Here is a 21,980-nt window from a genome sequence, read left to right on the forward strand (position 1 = left end):
GGCGTGGCAGGCGAGCTGTACATCGCCGGCGCCGGACTCGCCCGCGGCTACACCGGCCGCCCCTCCCTCACCGCCGAACGCTTCGTCGCCTGCCCCTACGGCCCGCCCGGCGAGCGGATGTACCGCACCGGCGACCTCGCCCGCTGGACCACCGACGGCATCCTGGAATTCCTCGGCCGCGCCGACGACCAGGTCAAGATCCGCGGCTTCCGCATCGAACTCGGCGAAGTCGAAACCGCGTTCACCACCCACCCCGCCGTCGGCCAAGCCCTCGCCCACGTCCGCGAAGACCAGCCCGGCGACAAACGCCTCGTCGTCTACACCACCACTTCGACAGACAGCGTCACTCCGGGCGAACTGCGCGCCGCCGTCGCCGAAGCCCTCCCCAGCTACATGCTCCCCGCCGCCGTCGTCATCCTCGACACCCTCCCCGTTACCGCCAACGGCAAAGTCGACCGCCGCGCCCTCCCCGCCCCCGACTACACCGGCACCACCGAAGGCCGCGCCCCCCGCAACACCACCGAACAGACCCTCTGCGAACTCTTCGCCGACGTCCTCGGGTTGACCACCGTCACCATCGACGACCGCTTCTTCGACCTCGGCGGCCACTCGCTGCTCGCCACCAGGCTGGTCAGCCGCATCCGCGCCGCCCTCGGTACGGAGCTGCCGATCCGCACCCTGTTCGACTCCCCCACGGTCGCCGCCCTGGCCGCCGTCCTGCCCGAGCGCGAACAGAAGGCCACGCCGAAGAAGGCCCGCCCGGCCCTGCGGCCGATGCGCCGCCCGGGCGGTCCGGCCTGACCTGCCGCCCACCTCGCGGCCCCGTCCACAGCAGGATGCGCGCCCGCCGCCGGCCCGGCCGGCGGCGCGGCCCGCCGCGTCCCGCGACCGCCGAACCCCACCAGCCACACCAGCCCCAGCAGTCACAGCACCCGTACGTCGCCAGTCGGAGGCAGACCTTGATCCCGTTGTCGTTCGCCCAGCAGCGGCTCTGGTTCATCGAGCAGTTCGAGGGCCCGAGCGCCCTCTACAACACGCCGTTCGCCCTCCGGCTGACCGGCGAGCTCGACGCCGCCGCCCTCGAAGGCGCGCTGTGGGACGTGGTGGCCCGGCACGAGGTGCTGCGCACCGTCTTCCCGACCACCGACGGCCAGCCCCACCAGCACATCCTCGACCAGGGGCGCCCGCCGCTGCACCGGGTGCCGGTGGCCGGCGAGGCCGAACTGTCCGAGCGGCTGCGCGAGGACGCCGGGCAGGTCTTCGACCTCGCCGCCGATCTCCCCGTCCGCGCCTGGCTGTACGCCCTCCCCTCGCCGGGCGAGCACGTCCTGCTGCTGCTGACGCACCACATCGCCAGCGACGGCTGGTCCGTCGCCCCGCTCTTCGGCGACCTCGCCACCGCCTACGAGGCCCGGCTCGCCGGCACCGAGCCGCAGTGGGAGCCGCTGCCGGTGCAGTACGCCGACTACACCCTCTGGCAGCGCGAGCTGCTCGGCGAGGAGGACGACCCCGAGAGCGTCGTCTCCCTGCAACTCGCCTACTGGCAGCAGGCGTTGTCCGGCCTCCCCGAAGAGCTTGCGCTCCCCTACGACCGCCCCCGCCCGACCGCGCCCACCCGCCGGGGCGGCGCCGCGGAGCTGGAACTCGACGTCGAACTGCACACCGCGCTGGCCGAGTTGGCCGGCACGCAGAACGCCAGCCTCTTCATGGCCCTGCAGGCCGCCGTCGCCGCCCTCTACACCCGCCTCGGTACGGGCACCGACCTGCCGATCGGCACCGTCGTCGCCGGACGCACCGACGAAGCCCTCGACGACCTGGTCGGCTTCTTCGTCAACACCCTGCTGCTGCGCACCGACACCAGCGGCAACCCGAGCTTCCGGGAACTGCTGGACCGCGTCCGCCGCACCGACCTCGACGCCTACGACCACCAGGACATCCCCTTCGAGCGCCTGGTCGAACACCTCAACCCCACCCGCACCGCCGGCCACCCCCTCTTCCAGTCGCTCGTCACCCTGAACACGGAGCGGGCCGGCGATCTCGCCTTCGGCCCGGTGACGGCCCGGCCGGTCGAGGCCGGCGAGGCCCAGGCCCAGTTCGACCTGAACTTCAACTTCGTCGAGCACCTCACGGCGGACGGCGACTGCCTCGGTGTCCGCGGCGCCGTCGACTACGCGGCCGACCTCTTCGACCACGCCACCGCGACCGCCCTCGCCGAGCGGCTGCTGCGCGTCCTGCACGCCGTCGCCGCCGACCCGGACGCCCCGATCGGCAGCATCGAGATCCTCGACCCGGCCGAACGCGAGCACCTGCTCACCGGCTGGAACGGACCGACCGCACCGGTGCCCGACACCAGCCTGCCCCGGCTGTTCGAGGCCCAGGCCGCCGCCACCCCCGACGCCCCCGCCCTGATCACCGACGCCGAACAGCTCAGCTACGCCGAGCTGAACGGCCGCGCCAACCGCCTCGCCGCCCTGCTGCTGGCGCGCGGCCTGACCGCCGAGCAGCCGGTGGCGGTGCTGATGGAGCGCTCCGCCGGGCTGCTCACGGCCGTTCTCGCGATCGCCAAGGCGGGCGGCACGTACGTCCCGCTGGACGACCGCTACCCGCTGGACCGGCTCCAGCACATCCTCACCGACACCCGCACCGGCCTGCTGCTCACCGACCCGGCCCACCACGGGCATCCGGTCCTCGCCACCGGCGGCTTCACCACCGTCGAGGTCACCGACGCGCTGCTCGCCACGGCCCCCGAGGCGGGCGACCCGGCCGTGCCCGTGCACCCCGGCCAGCTGGTCTACGTGATGTACACCTCGGGCTCGACCGGCCTGCCCAAGGGCGTCGCCGTCACCCACCGCAACGTGGTGGACCTGCTGGGCAACCAGCACTTCCGCACGGGCCACCACGAGCGCGTCCTGCTGCACTCGCCCACCGCCTTCGACGCCTCCACCACCGAGATCTGGGCGCCGCTCGTCACCGGCGGGGCGATCGTGCTGGCCGAGCCCGGCGAGCTGGACATCCGGCGCCTCGCCGAGACCATCACCACCCACCGGGTGACCCTGGTCCAGGCGCCCTCGGGCCTGCTGCGGCTGATGGCCGAGGAGACGCCGGAGGCCTTCCGGGCCGTCCGGCAGGTGTGGACCGGCGGCGACGTCGTCCCGCCCGAGGCCGTCCGCCGGCTGTTCCAGGCGTGCCCGGACACCTCCGTCGTCGCGGTCTACGCGCCCACCGAGACGACGGCCATCAAGACCACCTTCACCATGACCCCCTCCTCGGCGGTCCCGAACGTGGTGCCGATCGGCCGCCCGCTGGCCAACACCCGGACGTACGTGCTCGACACCGCACTGCAGCCCGTACCCGCCGGCGTGGCAGGCGAGCTGTACATCGCCGGCGCCGGACTCGCCCGCGGCTACACCGGCCGCCCCTCCCTCACCGCCGAACGCTTCGTCGCCTGCCCGTTCATCGCCGGCGAGCGGATGTACCGCACCGGCGACCTCGCCCGCTGGACCACCGACGGCATCCTGGAATTCCTCGGCCGCGCCGACGACCAGGTCAAGATCCGCGGCTTCCGCATCGAACTCGGCGAAGTCGAAACCGCGTTCACCGCCCACCCCGCCGTCGGCCAAGCCCTCGCCCACGTCCGCGAAGACCAACCCGGCGACAAACGCCTCGTCGTCTACACCACCCTCACCACCACCTCGACAGACAGCGTCACGGACACCGTCACCGCCGGCGAACTGCGCGCCGCCGTCGCCGACACCCTCCCCAGCTACATGCTCCCCGCCGCCGTCGTCATCCTCGACACCCTCCCCGTCACCGCCAACGGCAAAGTCGACCGCCGCGCCCTCCCCGCCCCCGACTACACCGGCACCACCGAAGGCCGCGCCCCCCGCAACACCACCGAACAAACCCTCTGCGAACTCTTCGCCGACGTCCTCGGATTGACCACCGTCACCATCGACGACCGCTTCTTCGACCTCGGCGGCCACTCCCTCCTCGCCACCAAACTGGTCAGCCGCATCCGCGCCGCCCTCAGCACCGAACTGCCCATCCGGGCCCTGTTCGACGCTCCCACGGTGGCCGCCCTGGCCGCCGTCCTACCCGCCTCCGGCGCGGCTCGCCCGGCCCTGCGGCCCGTCGACCGGCCCGAGCGCATCCCGCTCTCGCCGGCGCAGCAACGCCTGTGGTTCATCGAGCAGTTCGAGGGCCCGAGCGCGCTCTACAACACCCCGTGCGCGGTGCGCCTGACCGGCCGGGTCGACGCCCCCGCCCTCCAGGCCGCGCTGACGGACGTCCTCGACCGCCACGAGGTGCTGCGCACCGTCTACCCGACCACCGACGGCCAGCCGCACCAGCTGATCGTCGAGCGCCCCGAACTCCCGCTGCACACCGTGTCGGTGGCCACCGAGGCCGAGCTCCAGGCCGCCCTGACCGAGGCCGGCGAGGCGGTCTTCGACCTCGCCCACGACCTGCCCGTCCGCGCGACGCTGCTCTCCCTCCCGCACGACGAACACGTCCTGCTCGTCCTCATGCACCACATCGCCACCGACGGCTGGTCCGTCGCCCCCCTCCTCCGCGACCTCGCCACCGCCTACCAGGCCCGGCTCACCGACACCGCACCGCAGTGGCAGCCACTCCCCGTGCAGTACGCCGACTACGCCCTCTGGCAGCACGAACTCCTCGGCACCCCACAGCAGCCCACCACCCTGCTCACCGAACAACTCGCCCACTGGCAGCAGACGTTGTCCGGCCTCCCCGAAGAGCTTGCGCTCCCCTACGACCGCCCCCGCCCGACCGCGCCGACCCGCCGGGGCGCGGCGGTGGAACTGCACCTGGACGGTGAACTCCACGGCGCCCTGGTCGAGTTGGCGCAACAGAGCCGGGCCAGCGTGTTCATGGTGATGCAGGCGGCACTCGCCACCACGCTGGGCCGCCTGGGCGCGGGCACCGACCTGCCGATCGGCACCGTCGTCGCCGGGCGCACCGACGAAGCCCTCGACGACCTGGTCGGCTTCTTCGTCAACACCCTGGTGCTGCGCACCGACACCTCCGGCGACCCGAGCTTCCGGGAGCTGCTGGAGCGCGTCCGGATCGGCACCCTGGACGCCTTCGGGCACCAGGACGTGCCTTTCGAGCGCCTGGTCGAGCTGCTCAACCCGGCGCGCTCGACGGCCCGGCACCCGCTCTGCCAGGTGATGCTGACCTCGGGCGGCGACGCCGGACAGATGCGCCTCGGCGGCCTGCCGGGCCGGGTCGAGGCGCTGGATTCGGACCTCGCCAAGTTCGACCTGACCTTCGCCTTCGGCGAGACCTTCGACCGCGACGGCGCCCCCGCCGGGCTGGAGCTGTCGGTCGAGTACGCCGTCGACCTGTTCGACCGGGCCACGGCGGCGGCGACGGCCGCGCGGTTCGAGCGCGCCCTGCGCGCGGTGCTGGCCGACCCGGACCAGCGGGTGGGCCAGGTGGAGATCCTGGCCCCGGAGGAGCGCCGGCAGCTGGTCACGGCCTGGAACGACACCGACCACCCCGTCGCCCCCGCCACCTTCCCGGCGCTCTTCCAGGCCCAGGCCGCCGCCCGCCCCGACGCCGTCGCCCTCGCCTTCGGCGCCGAGCAGCTCACCTACGCCGAGCTGAACGGACGCGCCAACCGCCTCGCCCGGCTGCTCACCGCACACGGCGCGGGCCCCGAGCGGTTCGTCGCGATCGCCCTGGACCGCTCGACCGAGCTCATCGTCGCCCAGCTCGCCGTCCTCAAGGCCGGCGCGGCCTTCCTCCCGCTCGACCCGCGCTACCCGGCCGACCGCATCGCCTACATGCTCGCCGACGCCGCCCCCGTCCTGGTCCTCACCACCGGTACGGTGGCCGCCGGCCTGCCGGCCGACAGTGCCGTCCCACGCCTGCTGGTCGAGGACCTCGACACCTCCGGTCACCCGGCGCACAACCTCACGGACGCCGAACCTGGTACCGCCACCGCCCCCACCCCCGACGCCGCCGCGTACGTCATCTACACCTCCGGCTCCACCGGCCGCCCCAAGGGCGTCGTCGTCCCCCACACCGGCCTCGCCTCCCTGATCGAGAGCCAGCGCGAGAGTCTCGCGCCCACCCCCGACAGCCGCGTCCTGCTGTTCGCCTCCCCCTCCTTCGACGCCGCCGTCGCCGAGCTCAGCATGGCCCTGCTCACCGGTGCCCGCGCCGTCCTCGGCACCGCCGACCAGCTGCTGCCCGGCCCGGCCCTGGCCGAACTGATCGCCGAGCAGGGCGTCACCCACGTCACCCTGCCGCCCACCGCCCTGGCCGTCCTGCCCCCCGACGCGCTCGCGCACGTCGAGACCCTGGCCGTCGCCGGGGAGGCCTGCCCGCCCGACCTCGTCGAGCACTGGTCCGCCCGCCTGCGGATGGTCAACGCCTACGGGCCGACGGAGTCCACCGTCTGCGCCAGCATGACCACCCCGCTGTCCGGCCGGATCGCACCGCCGCTGGGCCGGCCCATCCTGAACACCCGGCTGCACGTCCTCGACGCCGCCCTGCGACCCGTCCCCGCCGGGGTCGTCGGCGAGCTCTACCTCGCGGGCGCCGGCCTGGCCAGGGGCTACCTCAACCGGCCCGGCCTGACCGCCGAGCGCTTCGTCGCCAACCCGTACGACGCCCCCGGCAGCCGGATGTACCGCACCGGCGACCTCGCCCGCCGCCGGGCCGACGGCTCCCTGGAGTACCTCGGCCGCACCGACCACCAGGTCAAGGTCCGCGGGTTCCGCATCGAACCCGGAGAGATCGAGGCCGCCCTCGTCCGGCACCCCTCCCTCGCCCAGGCCTTCGTCCTGGTCCGCGAGGACCGCCCCGGCGACCGGCGCCTGGTCGGCTACGCCGTGGCCCGGCCCGGGCAGACGGTCGACCAGGCCCTCCTGCGGGCCCACGTCGGCGCGACCCTGCCCGACTACATGGTGCCCTCCGCCGTCGTGGCCCTGGACGCCCTCCCCCTCACCGCCAACGGCAAGGTCGACCGCCGCGCCCTCCCCGCCCCCGACACCGCCGCCTGGCCCGGCGCCGGGCGGGCGCCCGGCACGCCGCAGGAGGAGGTGCTCTGCGGGCTGTTCGCCGACGTGCTCGGGCTCGAACGGGTCGGCGTGGACGACAACTTCTTCGAACTGGGCGGGCACTCGCTGCTGGCCGCCCGGCTGGTCGCGGGGCTGCGGGAGCTGGTCGGCGCGGGCGAGGGGATCGGGGTCCGCACCGTGTTCGAGGCGCCGACCGTCGCCGGGCTCGCCGAGCGGCTCGCCCGGGGGCCGGGCGCCGAGAGCTTCCCCGTCCTGCTGCCGATCCGCACCCGGGGCTCGCGCCCGCCGCTGTTCTGCGTCCACCCGGCCGCGGGCATCAGCTGGGTGTACACGGGGCTGCTGCGCCACCTCGACGCCGAGCAGCCGATCTACGGCCTCCAGGCCCCGGGCCTGGCCGATCCGAGCCACCGCCCCTCCTCCGTCGCGGAGTTGGCGCGCGACTACCTCGCGCAGATCCGCGCCGTCCGCCCCGAGGGCCCGTACGCCCTGCTCGGCTGGTCCTTCGGCGGGGCCGTCGCCCACGCGATCGCCGCGCTGCTGCGCGACCAGGGCGAGGAGGTCCGGCTGCTGGCCCTGCTGGACGCCTACCCGGGCGCCGGCGAGGCCGGGCCCGAGCAGTGGCGGGACGACCCGGCGCAGCTGGCGGTGATCCTCGACTCGCTCGGCCACCCGGCCGGGGAGGTCGACGCCTGGCCCGAGGACGAGGACGGCTACGCCGAGCTGGTCCGGCACGGCGAGGGCCCGCTCGCGGGCCTCAGCGGCGCCGCGGTGGCCCGGGTGGTCGCGGTCTTCCAGACCAACGCCGAGCTGGCGCACGCGCTCCCGCTGCCCGGCTACGACGGCGATGCGGTGGTCTTCACCGCCGCCAAGGACCGCCCGTCCGACGCCCCCGACCCGGACGGCTGGCGCCCCCACGTGGGCGGCCGGATCGACGTCCACGAGGTGCCGAGCACCCACGGTGCCATGACGGGCCCCGAGGCGCTCGCCGTCATCGGCCCGGTGCTCGCCGCCCGTCTGACCGCCCGGCCGGCCTCCTGACCGACCGGCCTCTGACCGGCCTCCTGACCCACCTCCCGACCGGCCTCCCGACCCGCCGACTTTCGCATCCCTTCCGACCGCAGGCCACCGACCTGCACCCACCGCGCGGGCCGCACCCGGCCCGCCCACCGAGAAACGGACACCACCATGACCACTGCCGCCATCCCCGACACCTGGCGCGGCGTCACCCCGTCGCCGATCACGTCGACCGACGCCTACAACGGCTTCATCGCCGCCAACGTGATCTTCGCGCTGGACCGGATCGGCGTGCTGGAGAAGCTCGGGCGCGGCGAGCCGCTCTCGGCCGTCGAGGCCACCGCCCAGGGCGGCGACACCGCCCGGACCGAGGCCGTCCTGCGCGCCGCCGCCGACTGCGGCTACGTCAAGGCCGACGGCGGCACCTACGTGCCCACCGAGGTGGGCCTCGAAGTCGCCGCCGCACGCGGCTACTTCACCTGGGCCGTCGGCGGGTACCACGACGTGTTCGGCCGCGCCGGGCACCTGAGCGCGGGAACGCACCGCTACAGCGAGGACGTCCTGCGCGACGAGGCGATGGTCGCCCTCGGCTCCGCCCAGTGCGACCAGTCGCTGTTCGCCGCGCAGCTGACCGACGTGCTCTCCGGCATCGACTTCCGCACCATCGCCGACCTTGGTAGCGGCACCTCCGCCCGGGTGCGCCGGGTGGTCGGGCAGCGCGAGGGCACCCGGGGCCTGGGCATCGACATCAGCCGCCCGGCCACCGACATCGCCCGCCGCGACATCGTCACGGCCGGGATGCAGGACCGCGTCACCGCCGTCCGGGCCGACGTCCTGGGCCTGCTCGGCACCCAGATCGACAACGACGCCGAGGCCGCCGAGGTGGCCGAGGTCGACACCGTGATGAGCTTCTTCCTGCTGCACGACCTGCTGGCCGACCCGGCCACCCGCTCCTCGATCTTCACCCGGATGCGGGAGGCCTTCCCGAAGGCCCGCACCTTCGTGCTCGGCGACACCATGCTGCGCGGCCCGGGCGAGTCCCAGAGCGCCCTGCCGGTCTTCTCGGTCGGCTTCGAGCTGGCGCACGCGATGATGGGCGTGCCGCTGCACACCAAGGAGACGTACGAGGAGCTGTTCACCGACGCCGGGCTGCGGATCGACCGCGTCGAGGCGCTGGCCACCCCGCACTCCTGGCTCTACGTCCTCCAGACCGACTGATGGCCGCCGCCCCCGCCGCCAGACACCTGCTGGCGCAGAACGAGCACCCGGGCCCGCCGCTGCCGTCCGTCGTGGCCGCCCTGGCCGCGGCCGCCGGCGACCTGCACCGGTACCCGGACTTCCGCCCGCAGCGGATCGAGGGGATCATCGCCGACTGGCAGGGCGTCCCGGCCGGCCAGGTCGCGGTCGGCCACGGCTCGGCGGGCGTGGCGCTGGACCTCTTCCACGCCGTCGTCGAGCCCGGCGACAACGTGGTGCACTCGGCGCCCTGCTTCGACGCGTACCCGCTGTTCTGCGAGATCGCCCGGGCCGAGGCCCGGGCCGTCCCGCTCGGCCCCGACGCCCGGCACGACCTGGCCGCGATGGCCGAGCGGCTGGACGAGCGCACCCGGATCGTCGTGCTGTGCAACCCGCACAACCCGACCGGCACGGTCTACTCCTGGGCGGAGCTGACGGACTTCTTCCGCCGCGTCCCGGCCACGGCGCTGATCCTGCTGGACGAGGCGTACGTCGACTTCGCCCGGGACTGGGCGGCCCCGGCCGTCCCGGACCGGATCGCCGAGTGGCCGAACCTGGTGGTGCTGCGCACCCTCTCCAAGTCGCACGGCATCGCCGCCCTGCGGATCGGCTACGCGCTCGCGGAGGAGTCCGTGGCCCAGCGGGTACGGGACCACCAGGTCCCGTACGCGGTGAACCGGCTCCAGGAGGCGGGCCTGCTGGCCGCCGTCTCGGCCCAGGACGAGGTGGACCGGCGGATCGCCGAGATCGCCGCCGAGCGGGAGCGCCTGCGGGCCGAACTGCTGGGGCTGGGCTGGACGGTGGCGCCCAGCCTGACCAACTTCCTCTGGGTCGTCGCGCCGGGTGACCAGCTCCCCCTGCGGACGGAGCTGGAGCGCCGGGGGGTGGCCGTCCGCTACTACGCCGGGCAGGGCATCCGGATCGCCGTCGGTGAGAAGGACGCCAACGACGCGGTGATCGAGGGCTTCGGCGCCACCGCGCCCGCCGCTCCCTGACCGCACCCCGCGTCCGCGGATCCCCGCGTATCCCTGCACCTCCCCGCACGTCCCGCACGTTCCCGCATGTCCCCGCGCACGGCGCGTGAGGGCGCACCGTCCGCGCCCCACGCGCCGAGCAGCCCAGCAACTCAGCACACACGGCACGTCCAGCACGTCCAGCACGTCCAGCACCCCGAAGCGCCGTCGGCGCAGCGAAGGAACCGCGATGCACCCGCTGTTGGCCCGCCCGGAGTTCCGGCGCTACCTCGCCGGGCAGACCCTGTCCGTCCTCGGCGACAGCGCCCTCTCCATCGCCCTCGGCATCTGGGCCAAGGTGCTGACCGGCAGCAACTCCGCCGCCGGGCTGGTGCTGTTCTGCTTCGCCGCGCCGCTGCTGCTCCTGCCGCTGGGCGGCCTGCTCGCCGACCGGGTCCGGCGCAGACCGCTGCTGGTCGGGGTCAACCTGGTGGTGGCGGTGGGGTTGACGCCCCTGCTGCTCGTCGACGGTCCGGACCGGGTCTGGATCATCTACTGCACCGCCTCGCTCTGCGGTCTCGCCGGGGCCGTACTGGCCCCGGCGCAGAGCGCCCTGCTACGTACGATCCTGACGGACCGTCAGGACTTCGGCGCAGCAGCCGGGTTCACCCAGAGCGCCCGGGCCGGCACCACGCTCGTCGCGCCGCTACTCGGCTCGGGCCTCTACAGCTGGCTGGGCGGGCGCGCCGTGGCCCTGGCCGACCTCGGCGTGCTGCTGCTGGCGGCCCTGGCCTTCCTCGGCCTGCGGGCGGACGAGCCCAGGCCGGAGCCCTCGGGCCGCCGGTGGCGCACCGAGGTGCTGGCGGGCTTCGCCCACCTGCGCGGCGCGACCGGGCTGCGCCCGCTGGTGGCGGCCACCGCCGTCACGGGCTTCGTGCTGAGCCTGCTCCAGCCGGTGCTGTTCGCACTGACCCAGCACGGGCTGCACCGCCCGCCGCAGTTCCTCGGCGTGCTGGAGACGATCGAGGCGGTCGGGGCGCTGGGCGGCTCGGTGGTCGGCGGTCTGCTGATCGGCCGGCTCGGGCCGCGCCGGACGGTCATGGCGGGGTCGGTGGTGTTCGGCCTCGGCACGGTCCTGCTGCTCGCGCCGTCCCTCCCCGTGGTGGCGGCCGGCCTGGTGATCGCCGGGGCGGGCATCCCGGCCGCCATGGTCGGCCTCGCCACGGCCGCCCAGGCGGCCACGCCGCCCCAGCTGATGGGCCGCGCCCAGGCGGCCGTCAACCTCTCGCTCACCGCCCCGCAGGCCCTCGCGGTCGGCGTCGGCTCCGGGCTGGTGGCCGCCCTGGACTTCCGGGTCGTGCTGGCCGTGATGGTGCTCGGCGCCCTGCTCGCGGCCGCCCACCTGCTCGGCAAGCCCGAGGCCCCCGCGGAATCCGAGGCCCCCGCCGGGACCGAGGCCCCCGAAGAGCCCGAGAGCTCCACCGAGCCTCCGGCCGACTCCGAGAGTCCCACCGAGCCCGGGAGCGCCCCGGACCTCCAACGCACCTGATCGCCCGATCACCCCCGACACCTCCTCTCCTCCTCACCAGAAAGCTCCTCAGATGACCGACCGCTCCTCGCCCACCGCCGCCCCGCTCCCCGTCGAACTGGACCACGTCGAGTTCTACCTGTCCGACCTCACCGCCGAGACCGCCCGGCTGACCACCGAGTACGGCTTCGAGCTGCTCGTCCCGCCCACCGAGCGCGGCGAGGCCGCCGAGCGCTGCCTCTCGGCGCTGGTCGGACAGGGCACCGTCCGGCTGCTGCTCACCCAGCCGCTGGCCGGCGGCCACCCGGCCACCGACTACCTGGCCCGGCACGGCGACGGCGTGGGCGCACTGGCCCTGCGGGTGCCGGACGCCGCCGACGCCTACCGGACGCTGACCGGCCGGGGCGCCGACGGGCTGCGCCCGCCGCAGGCCGCGCACGGCTGCGTCACGGCGGTGGTCGGCGCCTTCGGCGACGTGGTGCACACCCTGATCGAACGCGGCCCCGACGCCCCCGCCGACCGGATCCCCGGCCTGCCGGACGCCGCCCCCGTGACCGGTGCCGGTACGACGGGGCTGCGCTCCGTCGACCACTTCGCGGTCTGCGTCCCCTCCGGTGAGCTGCGCGAGACCGTTCGCCGGTACTGCGAGGTCTTCGGCTTCCGGATGATCTTCGAGGAGCGGATCGAGGTCGGCGCGCTCGGCATGGACTCGGCGGTCGTGCAGAGCACCGACCACAGCGTCACGCTCACCCTGATCGAGCCGCTCAGCCCCGACGCGGGCGGCCAGATCGCCTCCTTCCTCGCCGACCACGGCGGCGCCGGGGTGCAGCACGTGGCCTTCTCCTCCGCCGACGCCGTGCACTCCGTCTCCGCGATGGCGGAGCGCGGCGTGCCGTTCCTGCGCACCCCGGGCGCGTACTTCGACGCGCTGCCCGCCCGTCTGACGCCGCTGCGGCACTCCCTCGACCAGCTGCGCGCCCTGCACCTGCTGGTCGACCAGGACCACGACGGCCAGCTGTTCCAGATCTTCACCCGCTCCCAGCACCCGCGCGGCACCTTCTTCTTCGAGGTGATCGAGCGCATCCGGGCCCGCACCTTCGGCAGCAACAACGTCCGCGCCCTCTACGAGGCCGTCGAACTCCAGCGCAGCGCCAGCGAAGTGGCCGGATGAACGCGCCGGCCCTGACCGGGCACCAGCCCTCCCCCGCCCAGTCGCCCTCCGCCCAGCCGCTCCCCTCCCAGCCACCCTCCACCCAGCCGCTCTCCGTCGCCGAGTACGCGGAGCCGGCCCGGGCCGCGCTCGCGCCCGAGGTCTGGGACTGGCTGGAGGGCGGCGCGGAGCGCGAGCGCACCCTCGCCGGCAACCGGGCGGCCTTCGACCAACTCGCCCTGGTGCCCCGGGTGCTGGCCGACGTCTCCGCCTGCGACACCGCCGCCACCCTGGTGCGCAGCCGCGCGAGCCTGCCGGTGGCGGTGGCGCCCGTCGCGTACCACCGGCTGTTCCACCCCGAGGGCGAGCTGGCCTCGGCCCGGGCGGCGGCCGCGGCGGGGGTGCCGTTCACCGTCGGCACGCTCAGCAGCGTCGGCTTCGAGGACCTGGCCGCGACGGGAGCCACGCTCTGGTTCCAGCTGTACTGGCTGCGCGACCGGGGGCGGCTGCTCGAACTGGTCGCGGCGGCCGAGGCGGCGGGCAGCGAGTGCCTGGTCGTCACCGCCGACGTGCCGTTCATGGGCCGCCGCCTGCGCGACGCCAAGAACGCCTTCGCGCTGCCCGCGGACGTCCGCGCGGTCCTACTCGAAGACGGCGCCGCCGGGCGGGCCCACCAGGCCACCACCGCCGTCTCGGCCGTGGCCGCGCACACCGCCGAGCTGCTCTCCCCCGCCGTCACCTGGGCGGATCTCGCCTGGCTGCGCGAGCACACCAGCCTGCCGCTGATGGTCAAGGGGGTGCTCGACCCGGCGGACGCGGTGCGGGCCGCCGAACTCGGCGCCGAGGCCGTGGTGGTGTCCAACCACGGCGGCCGCCAGCTCGACCGGGCCGTCCCCTCGATCACCGCGCTGCCCGCCGTCGCCGAGGCGCTGGCCGGCCGCGACTGCCAGGTGCTGCTGGACAGCGGGGTGCGCGGCGGCTCGGACGCGCTCACCGCCCTGGCCCTCGGGGCGTCCGGGGTGCTGCTCGGACGCCCGATGATCTGGGGCCTGGCGGCCCGGGGCGAGGCCGGCTGCGCCCACGTGCTCGACCTGCTGGCCGCGGAGCTGCGGCACGCGCTCGGCCTCGCGGGCTGCGCCGACCTGAGCGCGGCCGCCGCGCTGCGCACCACCCCCATGCCCTGCCCCACCTGGAGTGCCCCGTGACCACCACCGCCCCACCCCGCGGCCTGCTGCGGGCCGACCTGCACCCCTCCCTCGCCGACCCGGCGATGACCTCGATGAACCTGCTCAACGAGATCTCCATCCGCTACCCGGAGGCGGTCTCCTTCGCCGCGGGCCGCCCGGCGGAGCAGTTCTTCGAACTCGACGCAGTCCACCGCCACCTGGACCGCTACGTCGCCCACCTGCGCGCCGAGCGCGGGCTCTCCGAGGAGGCGGCCCGGCGGCAGGTGCTCCAGTACGGGCGGACCAAGGGGATCATCCACGAGCTGATCGCCACCCACCTCGCGGTGGACGAGGGCATCGAGGTGCCCGCCGAGTCGATCGTGGTGACGGTGGGTTGCCAGGAGGCGATGTTCCTGGTGCTGCGGGCACTGCGCCGCGGCCCCGAGGACGTGGTGCTCGCCGTCTCGCCCACGTACGTGGGGCTGACCGGCGCGGCGCTGCTCGCCGACCTCCCGGTACGGCCGGTGGCCGACGGCCCGGACGGCGTGGACCTCGCCGACCTGCGCCGCCAACTGGCCGCCGCCCGGGCCGAGGGGCTGCGCCCGCGCGCCCTCTACCTGGTACCGGACGTCACCAACCCGAGCGGGGCCAGCCTGCCGCTGGAGCTGCGGCGGGAGCTGCTCGCCCTGGCCGCCGAGGAGGACTTCCTCCTGCTGGAGGACAACCCGTACTGCGTCTTCGCCGGCGAGGAGCGGCTGCCCTCGCTCAAGGCCCTGGACACCGAACGGCGGGTCGTCCACCTCGGCTCCTTCGCCAAGACGGCCCTCCCGGGCGCCCGGGTCGGGTACGTGGTGGCGGACCAGCCGGTGGCCGACGGCGCGGGCGGCATCGACCTGCTGGCCGACCTGCTCGGCATGATCAAGAGCATGACCACGGTGAACACCTCACCGATCGCCCAGGCCGTGATCGGCGGGGCACTGCTCGAACACGGCTACAGCCTGCGGGCCGCCAACACCGAGGTCGCCGCGCTCTACCGGCGCAACCTCGCGCTCGTCCTGGCGGGCCTGGCCCGGCGCTTCCCGCCCGGCAGCGGGGTGAGCTGGAACGAGCCGCGCGGCGGGTTCTTCCTGGTGGTCACGGTGCCGTTCGCGGTGGACGACGCACTGCTCGAACTCTCGGCCTCGGAGTACGGGGTGATCTGGACCCCGATGTCGCACTTCTACCCGGGCGCGGGCGGGGAGCGGCAACTGCGGCTCTCGGTCAGCCAGGTCGACCCGGACACCGTCGACCGCGGGCTGGACGGGCTGGCCGCCCTGATCGCCGCACGGTCCTGATCGCCGTACGGTCCTGACCTCGGAGGGGGCGCCCGCTCCGGCGCCCCCTCCCTTGCCGGGCCCTCGCGTCAGGGGCAGTGGGACGAGCCCGAGTCGGCGCCCCCGACGCCCCCGACGCTCCCGACCGCCCGGTCCGCCGGCGTGGCGTCCTCGGACAGCATCTTGATCCGGACCTGCCGCACGTACCGGTCCACCAAGTGGCGCAGCACGCTGACCGTGGCGGCGACGTCCGGTGCCGGAATGCCGTCCAGCGCATTGGCCAGACCGGCGATGTTGGCCTGTTTCAGACGGTTGAGCATCGCCCGCCCCTCGGCCGTGAGCACCACCTGGCGGGCCCGGCGGTCCAGCGCGTCCGGGGTGCGTTCCACCAGTTGCTGGGTCTGCAGCCGGTCGATCTGCCGGGTGACGTGGGAGGGCTTGACCATCAGCCGGGCGGCCAGGTCGCCCACCCGGCTGACCTCCTCGGCCTCGGCGAGCGCGCGCAGCAGGTAGACGTCCGAGCGCGCCGCCGTGATGCCGGCCCGCGCCGTCTGGCGCTCGTGCTCCTGCGAGCGGGTCAGCAGGTAGGCCAGCGAGGCCAGCACCTCCTCCAGTTCGGAGGTGGCGGTCGGATTGTCTGTTGCGTCCGGCATGGGGGAACTGTAGCGACCCCGTTCGAGGAGTGGCTCCCCTCTCGACCACTGACCGGTTTCCGGACAGATTCGTTCGCCACCGGATGGACCCTTTCGCCACCACTGACCGCGAGTTAGCGTGACGGTGAGTTAGTTGCTTAGGGCATGCAATGGTCCCGGGCGCTACCCCACGGCACCGCAGGCCCATCCGCTCGGCGCCACCGGCAAATCCGCTCCGTGAAGGGAGCCCATGATGGCCACCGCCGCTCACCACCCCCAGTTCACCCACCCCGCCGCCCGTGGCGGCTGCCCGTTCGACCCGCCGCCGGCCTACCAGCAGGCCCAGCAGGACGAACCGATCAGCCGGATCGCCCTCTGGGACGGCGCCCCCAGCTGGCTGGTCACCCGCCACGACGACATCAAGGCCGTGCTCAGCGACGCCCGCTTCAGCTCGGACGCCGCCCGGCCCGGCTTCCCGTTCATCAGCGCCGGCGCCCGGCAGCTGAGCACCGGCCAGCGGACCTTCATCCGGATGGACGACCCGGAGCACGCCCAGCTGCGCCGGATGCTCACCAGCGAATTCATGATCAAGAAGGTCGAGGCACTGCGCCCCGAGGTCCAGCGCATCGCCGACGACCTGCTCGACGAGCTGACCGCCGGCCGCAACTCCGGCGACCTGGTCCACGAGTTCGCGCTGCCGCTGCCGTCCCTGGTCATCTGCCTGCTGCTCGGCGTCCCCTACCAGGACCACGACTTCTTCCAGGAGTGCAGCCGGGTCCTGCTGCGCCGCGACTCCTCGGTCGAAGAGGTGCAGATCGCCCAGAAGAACCTGGCCGACTACCTGGTCAAGCTCACCGACTCCAAGCGCACCGAGCCCGACGACGGCATCCTCAGCCGCCTGGTCGCCCGCGGCGAGCTGAGCACCGAGGAGATCGGCGCCATGGGCCGGCTGCTGCTCGTCGCCGGACACGAGACCACGGCGAACATGACCGCACTCTCCATCCTGGCCCTGCTGCAGAACCCCACCCAGCTCGCCCACCTGCGCGAGCACCCGGAGTCGGTCGCCGGCGCCGTCGAGGAACTGCTGCGCTACCTCACCATCGTGCACTCCGGCCTGACCCGGGTCGCCACCGAGGACGTCACCGTCGGCGACGTCCGGATCCGGGCGGGCGAGGGCGTGATCTGCATGATCAGCACCGCGAACCGGGACGAGCAGAAGTTCCCCGACGGCGACGAACTCGACCTCTCCCGCGACGCACGCCTCCACCTGGCCTTCGGCTTCGGCGTCCACCAGTGCCTCGGACAGCCCCTGGCCCGGCTGGAACTGCAGATCGCGCTGAACACCATCCTGCAGCGACTGCCCGAACTGCGCCTGGCCGTACCGTTCGAGGAGATCCGCTTCCGGGGCGACATGCTCATCTACGGCGTCCACGAGCTCCCCCTCGCCTGGTAACGGCCCTCCCACGTCCGAACCGATCCTCCGAAGGGAAAGCCATGCTCATCCACATCGACCAGGAAAAGTGCTGCGGCGCCGGCAACTGCGTACTCGCCGCCCCCGAGGTCTTCGACCAGCGCGAGGAGGACGGCATCGTCGTCCTCCTCGACGCCGCACCCCCCGCCGACCTCCACCAGGCCGTCCAGGACGCCGCCGCGGTCTGCCCGGCCGCAGCCATCCGGCTCGACCAGCCGTAACCCCCCCCCACCCCCACCCCACCAACCCGCCGCCGAGCGGCGCCCCTGACCGCGCGTCGGGGTCCGGCCGAACCGAGCGGACCCCGACCGAGGCCGAGCCCCAACATCCACGCCGTGGAACAATGGACGGGCCTCGCGCGGGGGAGGCGGCGAGCATCGAAGGAGCGGCGGGTTGGCAGGGCTGGTGACCGACTGGATCCGGGTTCCGGTGGGCGAGGACGCTTCGAGGTGGACCACCCGCGGTGGCTGCCGCCGCGTTCTCCTCGTCGTCCACAACGTGACCTCCGCGACCCGACTCCTGGACGTCGTTCCGCTGTTCCGCGACGACCTCAGGATCCAGTTACTGGCCTCCTGCACGGGATCGTCCCCCTTCAGCGCAGGAGTCGCCGAGCTGCTGAGCTCCCTCAGGGTTCCGGTACTTCCGTGGGAGCAGGCCAAGCAGACCCCCGTCGACCTCGCCCTGTCGGCCAGCTTCGGCGGTGAACTCTCCGAGTTCCAGGGGAAGTTGATCGTCCTCTCGCACGGAGCCGGATACAATAAAAAGCTCGCAACACCGAACACCGAACACCGAACACCGAACACCGAACACCGAACGCGCCGCATGCCCCTGTCTTCGGCCTGGCGCCCGAGTGGCTGCTGTCCGACGGGGTTCCGCTCGCCCGGGCGATGGTGCTCTCCCACCCCGAGCAGCTCGGCCGGCTGCGCGAAGCCTGCCCCGAGGCCGCTCCGACGGCGGTGCTCGGCGGCGATCCCTGCTTCGACCGCATCCTGGCCGCCCTTCCGCGCCGCGAACGCCATCGCCGCGCGTTCGGCGTCCGACCCGGGCAGCGGTTCATCGTGCTCAACTCCACCTGGAACCCGCAGTCGCTCTTCGGTGACGCCGGCGCGAACGACCCGCTGCCGTGGCTGCTCGACCGCCTCACCGCCGAACTCCCGGTCGATGACTACCGGGTGGCGGCCGTCCTCCACCCGAACATCTGGCACGGCCACGGCCCCGGCCAGGTCCGCCTCTGGCTGGACCGCGCCGAGCGGGCCGGCCTCACCCTGATCGACCCCCTGGACAGCTGGCGGCAGGCACTGATCGCCGCCGACGCGGTGATCGGGGACTTCGGCTCGGTCAGCTACTACGCCGCGGCACTGGGCACCCCCGTTCTGCTCGGCACGGCCTCCGACGAAGTCCTGGGCGCCACCTCACCGGTGGCAGCCTTCGTCCGCGAAGCCCCCAGACTCGCCCTGGACTCCCCTCTGCTGCCGCAGCTGAACCGGCTCCTGACGCACCATCAACCCATCACCAGCACCAGCGAATTGACGACCTCAGCACCCGGCGAGGCGGCCGGCCTACTGCGTTCGCTCTTCTACGAGGTCATGGGACTGCCCGAGCCGACAGAGCCGGCTCTCCTGGACCTGCTCCCACTCCCCGACTACCGGCCGCCGACCCGAACCGTGCCGCTGCGGGTCCGTACCCGCCCGGGGCCCCGCCCGCACGAGGTCACCATCGAACGGGTCGCCGAAGGCCGGTACGGGCCTGCCGGGCCCGGCTCCGATCACCTCGCGGTGCACGAGGACACCCTCGACCAGGGCCTCCTCGATCTGGCCGACGCGATCCTCCGGTACGGGGAGGCCGACGACCCCCGGATCGGCCCGCCCCGGGAGTGGGCCGCGGCGACGCTCGCCCGCTACCCGAACTGCTCGCTCGCGGCCTTCGTCTCCGGTCCGGACACCTGTGAAGTACTGCTGCGCGACCGGGGATTCGTCCGCCTCACCAGCCCCTCGCTCGACCCGGCGGCGGCCGCCTCGGCACTGTTCGCCCAGGTGGACGACACCGCCGTCCCCCGTCCGCTGCCGCCGATGGAGCTGACGGTGCGCACCGGCGGCGCGTCCCACGCGGTCCTGGTCAGTCCCGTTCCGTGAGGCACTGCTGCCGCAGGCCCGCCAGGTAGCGCAGATGGGGCTCCGCCTGCTCACGGTCCAGGATCGCGGTGGCCTCGTCGATCGCGGCCAGCGCCTGTTCCGTCGCCGAGGTGTCCGCCCAGGTCTCCGCGAGGTTGGTGAGGGTGCGGGCCGCGTTGTAGTTGTCGCGCAGACGCCGGAATTCGGACAACGCCTCCGTCAGCCAGGTCCGGGCCCGCTCGTACTCGGCCAGGCCCCGCAGCGCCCGCCCCCGGTGCCGCTTCAGCAGCGCCCGGGCCCGCGGAACGTCCCCCGCCCGCTCGTGCTCCGGACCGATCGACCCGAGCAGTCCGTCGGCCTGCTCGAAGCAGTCGTACGCGGGCTGCCACCGCCACTGCCGAAGCCTCAGCAGCCCGAGCGACTCGACGGCCGTGGCCCGGCCCAGCAGGTGGCCGGCCCGCTCGAACGCCGAGGAGGCGTCGACCAGACAGCTCTCGGCCTCGGCCAGCAGGTCAAGTTCCATCAGGGCGAACGCCAGTTGGGTGTGCATCCGGCCGGCCATCGCCGAGTCCGGGTCGTGCGCGACCGCCGCCCGCACGGCGGTTCGCAGCGCCGGCAACAAGGTCTCGTGCCGACCGGCCTTGAGCTGTACCGCCCACGACGCCTCCGCCAGCTCGCACACCGTGGCCGGCGCGGCCAACTCCTCGGCGGCGAGCACCGCCTCGACCAGGTTGCCCACCTCCGCGGCCAGCGCGGCCAACGCCGCACCGGCGTCCGGGTAGTCACCGGGCCCGAGCTCCCGGTAGAGCGGCCCGACGTGCCAACGCTCCCGCAACGCCGCGTAGTCGGCCCGGACGGCGAAGCGCAGCAGATGCTCCACGGCACGCGTCACCGCACCCGCGCACGCGGCCAGACCGTCCTCCCGCGCCGCCCGCTCCTCGGCGAACCGGCGCACGGCGGGCCGGTAGCGGTAGCGACCCTCGGGCGTGGCCTCCACCAGGCCGGCCTCGGCGAGCCCGGCCAGCAGGACACCAGCGCGCTCGACGGTGAGCCCGCCAGTTGCATGGGGTCCGACAACCGCCACGGCCAGCTCGGGACCTACGCCCTGCCACGGCCGCAAGGCGCAGAGCCGGAACAGCCGGGCCTCCTCCGGCTCCAGCGCCTCGTACGACTCCTGCACGGCGGCGCGCACCGGATCACCCACATGGGCATCGCCGCCGCCGTCACCACCACCGCCCCGGCCCCGGCGCTGCTGGGGGATGAACGCCAGCCGGGGAGCCGCGGCACGCAGGGCGAAGGGCGATCCTTCGCACCGTTCGAGGACGCCCGACAGGGCGGGGCCGGCGGCTGAGACGGTCTCCTTCCCCACGAGGTCCGTGAGCAGCCGCCTGGCGTCCTTGTCGGACAGCGGCCCCACCGGGATCGGGACGGCGTCGAGACCGGTGAGCGGACGCCGGGCCACGACGACCGTGACGACGCCCGGGGCCGCGGTGATCAACGGCCGGACCTGGGCCGCCGACCGGGTGTGGTCCAGCACGACGAGCAACTGCCGCTCGGCGACCAGCGACCGGAACCGCTCGACCCGGTCCTGCGCGGCCGGCGGAACCCGGTCCGCCGGCATGCCGAGGTGGATCAGGAACTGCCGGAGCACGGCGGCCGCATCGGGTGCGGTGGCCAGCGACCCGCCGGAGAGGTCCGCGTAGAGCTGCCCGTGCGGAAACCGCTTCCGCTGCTGCGCACCCCAGTGGACGGCCGCGGTGCTCACGCCCATCCCCTGCGGTCCGTACAGGACGCTGACGCGGGGCGTGCCGTCCGCCTTCCGTCCGGCCTCCTTGTCCAACAACGCCAACACCTTGCGCCGGTCGGTGAAAAAGCGGTCGGAGGGCGGCAGTAGGGAGGGCGTCGCCAACGGCCCGGACCAGGCCCCGCCCTGGCCGCCCAGCCAGGCCCGAAGCGCCCTGGCCTGCGCCGGATCCGACTCGGCCGCATCCAGCAACAGCTGCGCCACAGTGGCCCGTTCGGCGGCATCGGTCGGCGCCGGCACATCCCGTCCCGTCACCCGGCGAACGAACGCACCCGCCGACTCCCAGGCCCACTTACCGGCCTCGTTCGCCACGCTCGCACCCACGGCGCCGAAAACAGCGGCCACCGCCGACAGCGACACCGGCTCCAACACCCCACACCCCCTGGTCCATCGCGGCACCCGACCAGCACCGCCGCACCCTCGCGTCCGGCCCCACGGTAGCCTGCCAAACCCCACCACGGGCGCGCACCAGCCCGCTTGCCCACAGCCGGATCCGGTTCCGCTTCCCCTCCCCAGAAGATCGCGCCCCCAACGCCAACAACGTCCGTCTGAA

General features: G+C 74.0%; 12 protein-coding genes and 1 pseudogene. 11 read left to right on the top strand and 2 right to left on the bottom strand.

Translation table 11 applies throughout. The features are described from left to right. The 8 genes and pseudogenes from ACFVHI_RS19900 to ACFVHI_RS19935 all read left to right on the top strand — a co-directional run. A pseudogene (locus ACFVHI_RS19900) lies at positions 1-2,252 on the top strand (condensation domain-containing protein); the annotation flags it as partial. 87 nt (positions 2,253-2,339) lie between these two features. Continuing rightward, positions 2,340-8,087, top strand: coding sequence for an amino acid adenylation domain-containing protein (locus ACFVHI_RS19905; RefSeq protein ID WP_380341257.1), 5,748 nt, complete (start codon positions 2,340-2,342; stop codon positions 8,085-8,087). A 147-nt stretch (positions 8,088-8,234) separates the two neighbouring features. Beyond that, positions 8,235-9,281, top strand: coding sequence for a class I SAM-dependent methyltransferase (locus ACFVHI_RS19910; RefSeq protein ID WP_063349681.1), 1,047 nt, complete (start codon positions 8,235-8,237; stop codon positions 9,279-9,281). Then, positions 9,281-10,294 carry a pyridoxal phosphate-dependent aminotransferase gene (locus ACFVHI_RS19915; protein ID WP_380341160.1) on the top strand — a complete coding sequence of 338 codons (1,014 nt, stop codon included), beginning with the start codon at positions 9,281-9,283 and terminating at the stop codon, positions 10,292-10,294. Before ACFVHI_RS19910 ends, ACFVHI_RS19915 begins: the two co-directional genes overlap by 1 nt. Before the next feature lie 208 nt (positions 10,295-10,502). Next, entirely contained in the window at positions 10,503-11,801 is a 1,299-nt protein-coding gene (locus ACFVHI_RS19920; RefSeq protein WP_380341163.1) for an MFS transporter, read from the top strand. Between the two features lie 52 nt (positions 11,802-11,853). Further along, positions 11,854-12,951, top strand: coding sequence for a 4-hydroxyphenylpyruvate dioxygenase (gene hppD, locus ACFVHI_RS19925; protein WP_380341166.1), 1,098 nt, complete (start codon positions 11,854-11,856; stop codon positions 12,949-12,951). Beyond that, positions 12,948-14,135 carry an alpha-hydroxy acid oxidase gene (locus ACFVHI_RS19930; protein ID WP_380341169.1) on the top strand — a complete coding sequence of 396 codons (1,188 nt, stop codon included), beginning with the start codon at positions 12,948-12,950 and terminating at the stop codon, positions 14,133-14,135. Before hppD ends, ACFVHI_RS19930 begins: the two co-directional genes overlap by 4 nt. Before the next feature lie 65 nt (positions 14,136-14,200). Further along, the gene (locus tag ACFVHI_RS19935) at positions 14,201-15,430 is read left to right on the top strand and encodes a PLP-dependent aminotransferase family protein (protein ID WP_380341260.1); all 1,230 of its coding nucleotides are present in this window, start codon (positions 14,201-14,203) and stop codon (positions 15,428-15,430) included. A 68-nt stretch (positions 15,431-15,498) separates the two neighbouring features. Here the strand turns inward: ACFVHI_RS19935 and ACFVHI_RS19940 are convergent, their stop codons facing one another. Beyond that, complete coding sequence (locus tag ACFVHI_RS19940) at positions 15,499-16,062, bottom strand: MarR family winged helix-turn-helix transcriptional regulator (protein ID WP_380341172.1); 564 nt, start codon at positions 16,060-16,062, stop codon at positions 15,499-15,501. 232 nt (positions 16,063-16,294) lie between these two features. On the opposite strand from ACFVHI_RS19940, the gene ACFVHI_RS19945 reads away from it, so the two are divergent. From ACFVHI_RS19945 to ACFVHI_RS19955, 3 genes are all read left to right on the top strand, one after another. Then, positions 16,295-17,494 (top strand): cytochrome P450, encoded by a 1,200-nt coding sequence (locus tag ACFVHI_RS19945; protein WP_380341175.1) that lies wholly within the window; start codon positions 16,295-16,297, stop codon positions 17,492-17,494. A 41-nt stretch (positions 17,495-17,535) separates the two neighbouring features. Further along, complete coding sequence (locus tag ACFVHI_RS19950; protein ID WP_063349674.1) at positions 17,536-17,733, top strand: ferredoxin; 198 nt, start codon at positions 17,536-17,538, stop codon at positions 17,731-17,733. 666 nt (positions 17,734-18,399) lie between these two features. Next, the gene (locus ACFVHI_RS19955; RefSeq protein ID WP_380341178.1) at positions 18,400-19,644 is read left to right on the top strand and encodes a hypothetical protein; all 1,245 of its coding nucleotides are present in this window, start codon (positions 18,400-18,402) and stop codon (positions 19,642-19,644) included. Here ACFVHI_RS19955 and ACFVHI_RS19960 read toward each other — a convergent pair. Then, entirely contained in the window at positions 19,628-21,682 is a 2,055-nt protein-coding gene (locus ACFVHI_RS19960; RefSeq protein ID WP_380341181.1) for a tetratricopeptide repeat protein, read from the bottom strand. The genes ACFVHI_RS19955 and ACFVHI_RS19960 overlap by 17 nt on opposite strands. Positions 21,683-21,980: the final 298 nt, after the last annotated feature.

It is taken from the genome of Kitasatospora sp. NPDC127121 (assembly GCF_042677305.1).
In the GTDB taxonomy this organism is placed as follows: domain Bacteria; phylum Actinomycetota; class Actinomycetes; order Streptomycetales; family Streptomycetaceae; genus Kitasatospora.

What these genes read in the sequence shown, in the direction of transcription:
- ACFVHI_RS19910 (WP_063349681.1), top strand. Translation starts at nt 8,235, where the DNA reads ATGACCACTGCCGCCATCCCCGACACCTGGCGCGGCGTCACCCCGTCG.
- ACFVHI_RS19930 (WP_380341169.1), top strand. Translation starts at nt 12,948, where the DNA reads ATGAACGCGCCGGCCCTGACCGGGCACCAGCCCTCCCCCGCCCAGTCG.
- ACFVHI_RS19945 (WP_380341175.1), top strand. Translation starts at nt 16,295, where the DNA reads ATGGCCACCGCCGCTCACCACCCCCAGTTCACCCACCCCGCCGCCCGT.
- hppD (WP_380341166.1), top strand. Translation starts at nt 11,854, where the DNA reads ATGACCGACCGCTCCTCGCCCACCGCCGCCCCGCTCCCCGTCGAACTG.
- ACFVHI_RS19915 (WP_380341160.1), top strand. Translation starts at nt 9,281, where the DNA reads ATGGCCGCCGCCCCCGCCGCCAGACACCTGCTGGCGCAGAACGAGCAC.
- ACFVHI_RS19935 (WP_380341260.1), top strand. Translation starts at nt 14,201, where the DNA reads ATGACCTCGATGAACCTGCTCAACGAGATCTCCATCCGCTACCCGGAG.
- ACFVHI_RS19940 (WP_380341172.1), bottom strand. Translation starts at nt 16,062, where the DNA reads ATGCCGGACGCAACAGACAATCCGACCGCCACCTCCGAACTGGAGGAG.
- ACFVHI_RS19920 (WP_380341163.1), top strand. Translation starts at nt 10,503, where the DNA reads ATGCACCCGCTGTTGGCCCGCCCGGAGTTCCGGCGCTACCTCGCCGGG.
- ACFVHI_RS19950 (WP_063349674.1), top strand. Translation starts at nt 17,536, where the DNA reads ATGCTCATCCACATCGACCAGGAAAAGTGCTGCGGCGCCGGCAACTGC.
- ACFVHI_RS19955 (WP_380341178.1), top strand. Translation starts at nt 18,400, where the DNA reads ATGGTGCTCTCCCACCCCGAGCAGCTCGGCCGGCTGCGCGAAGCCTGC.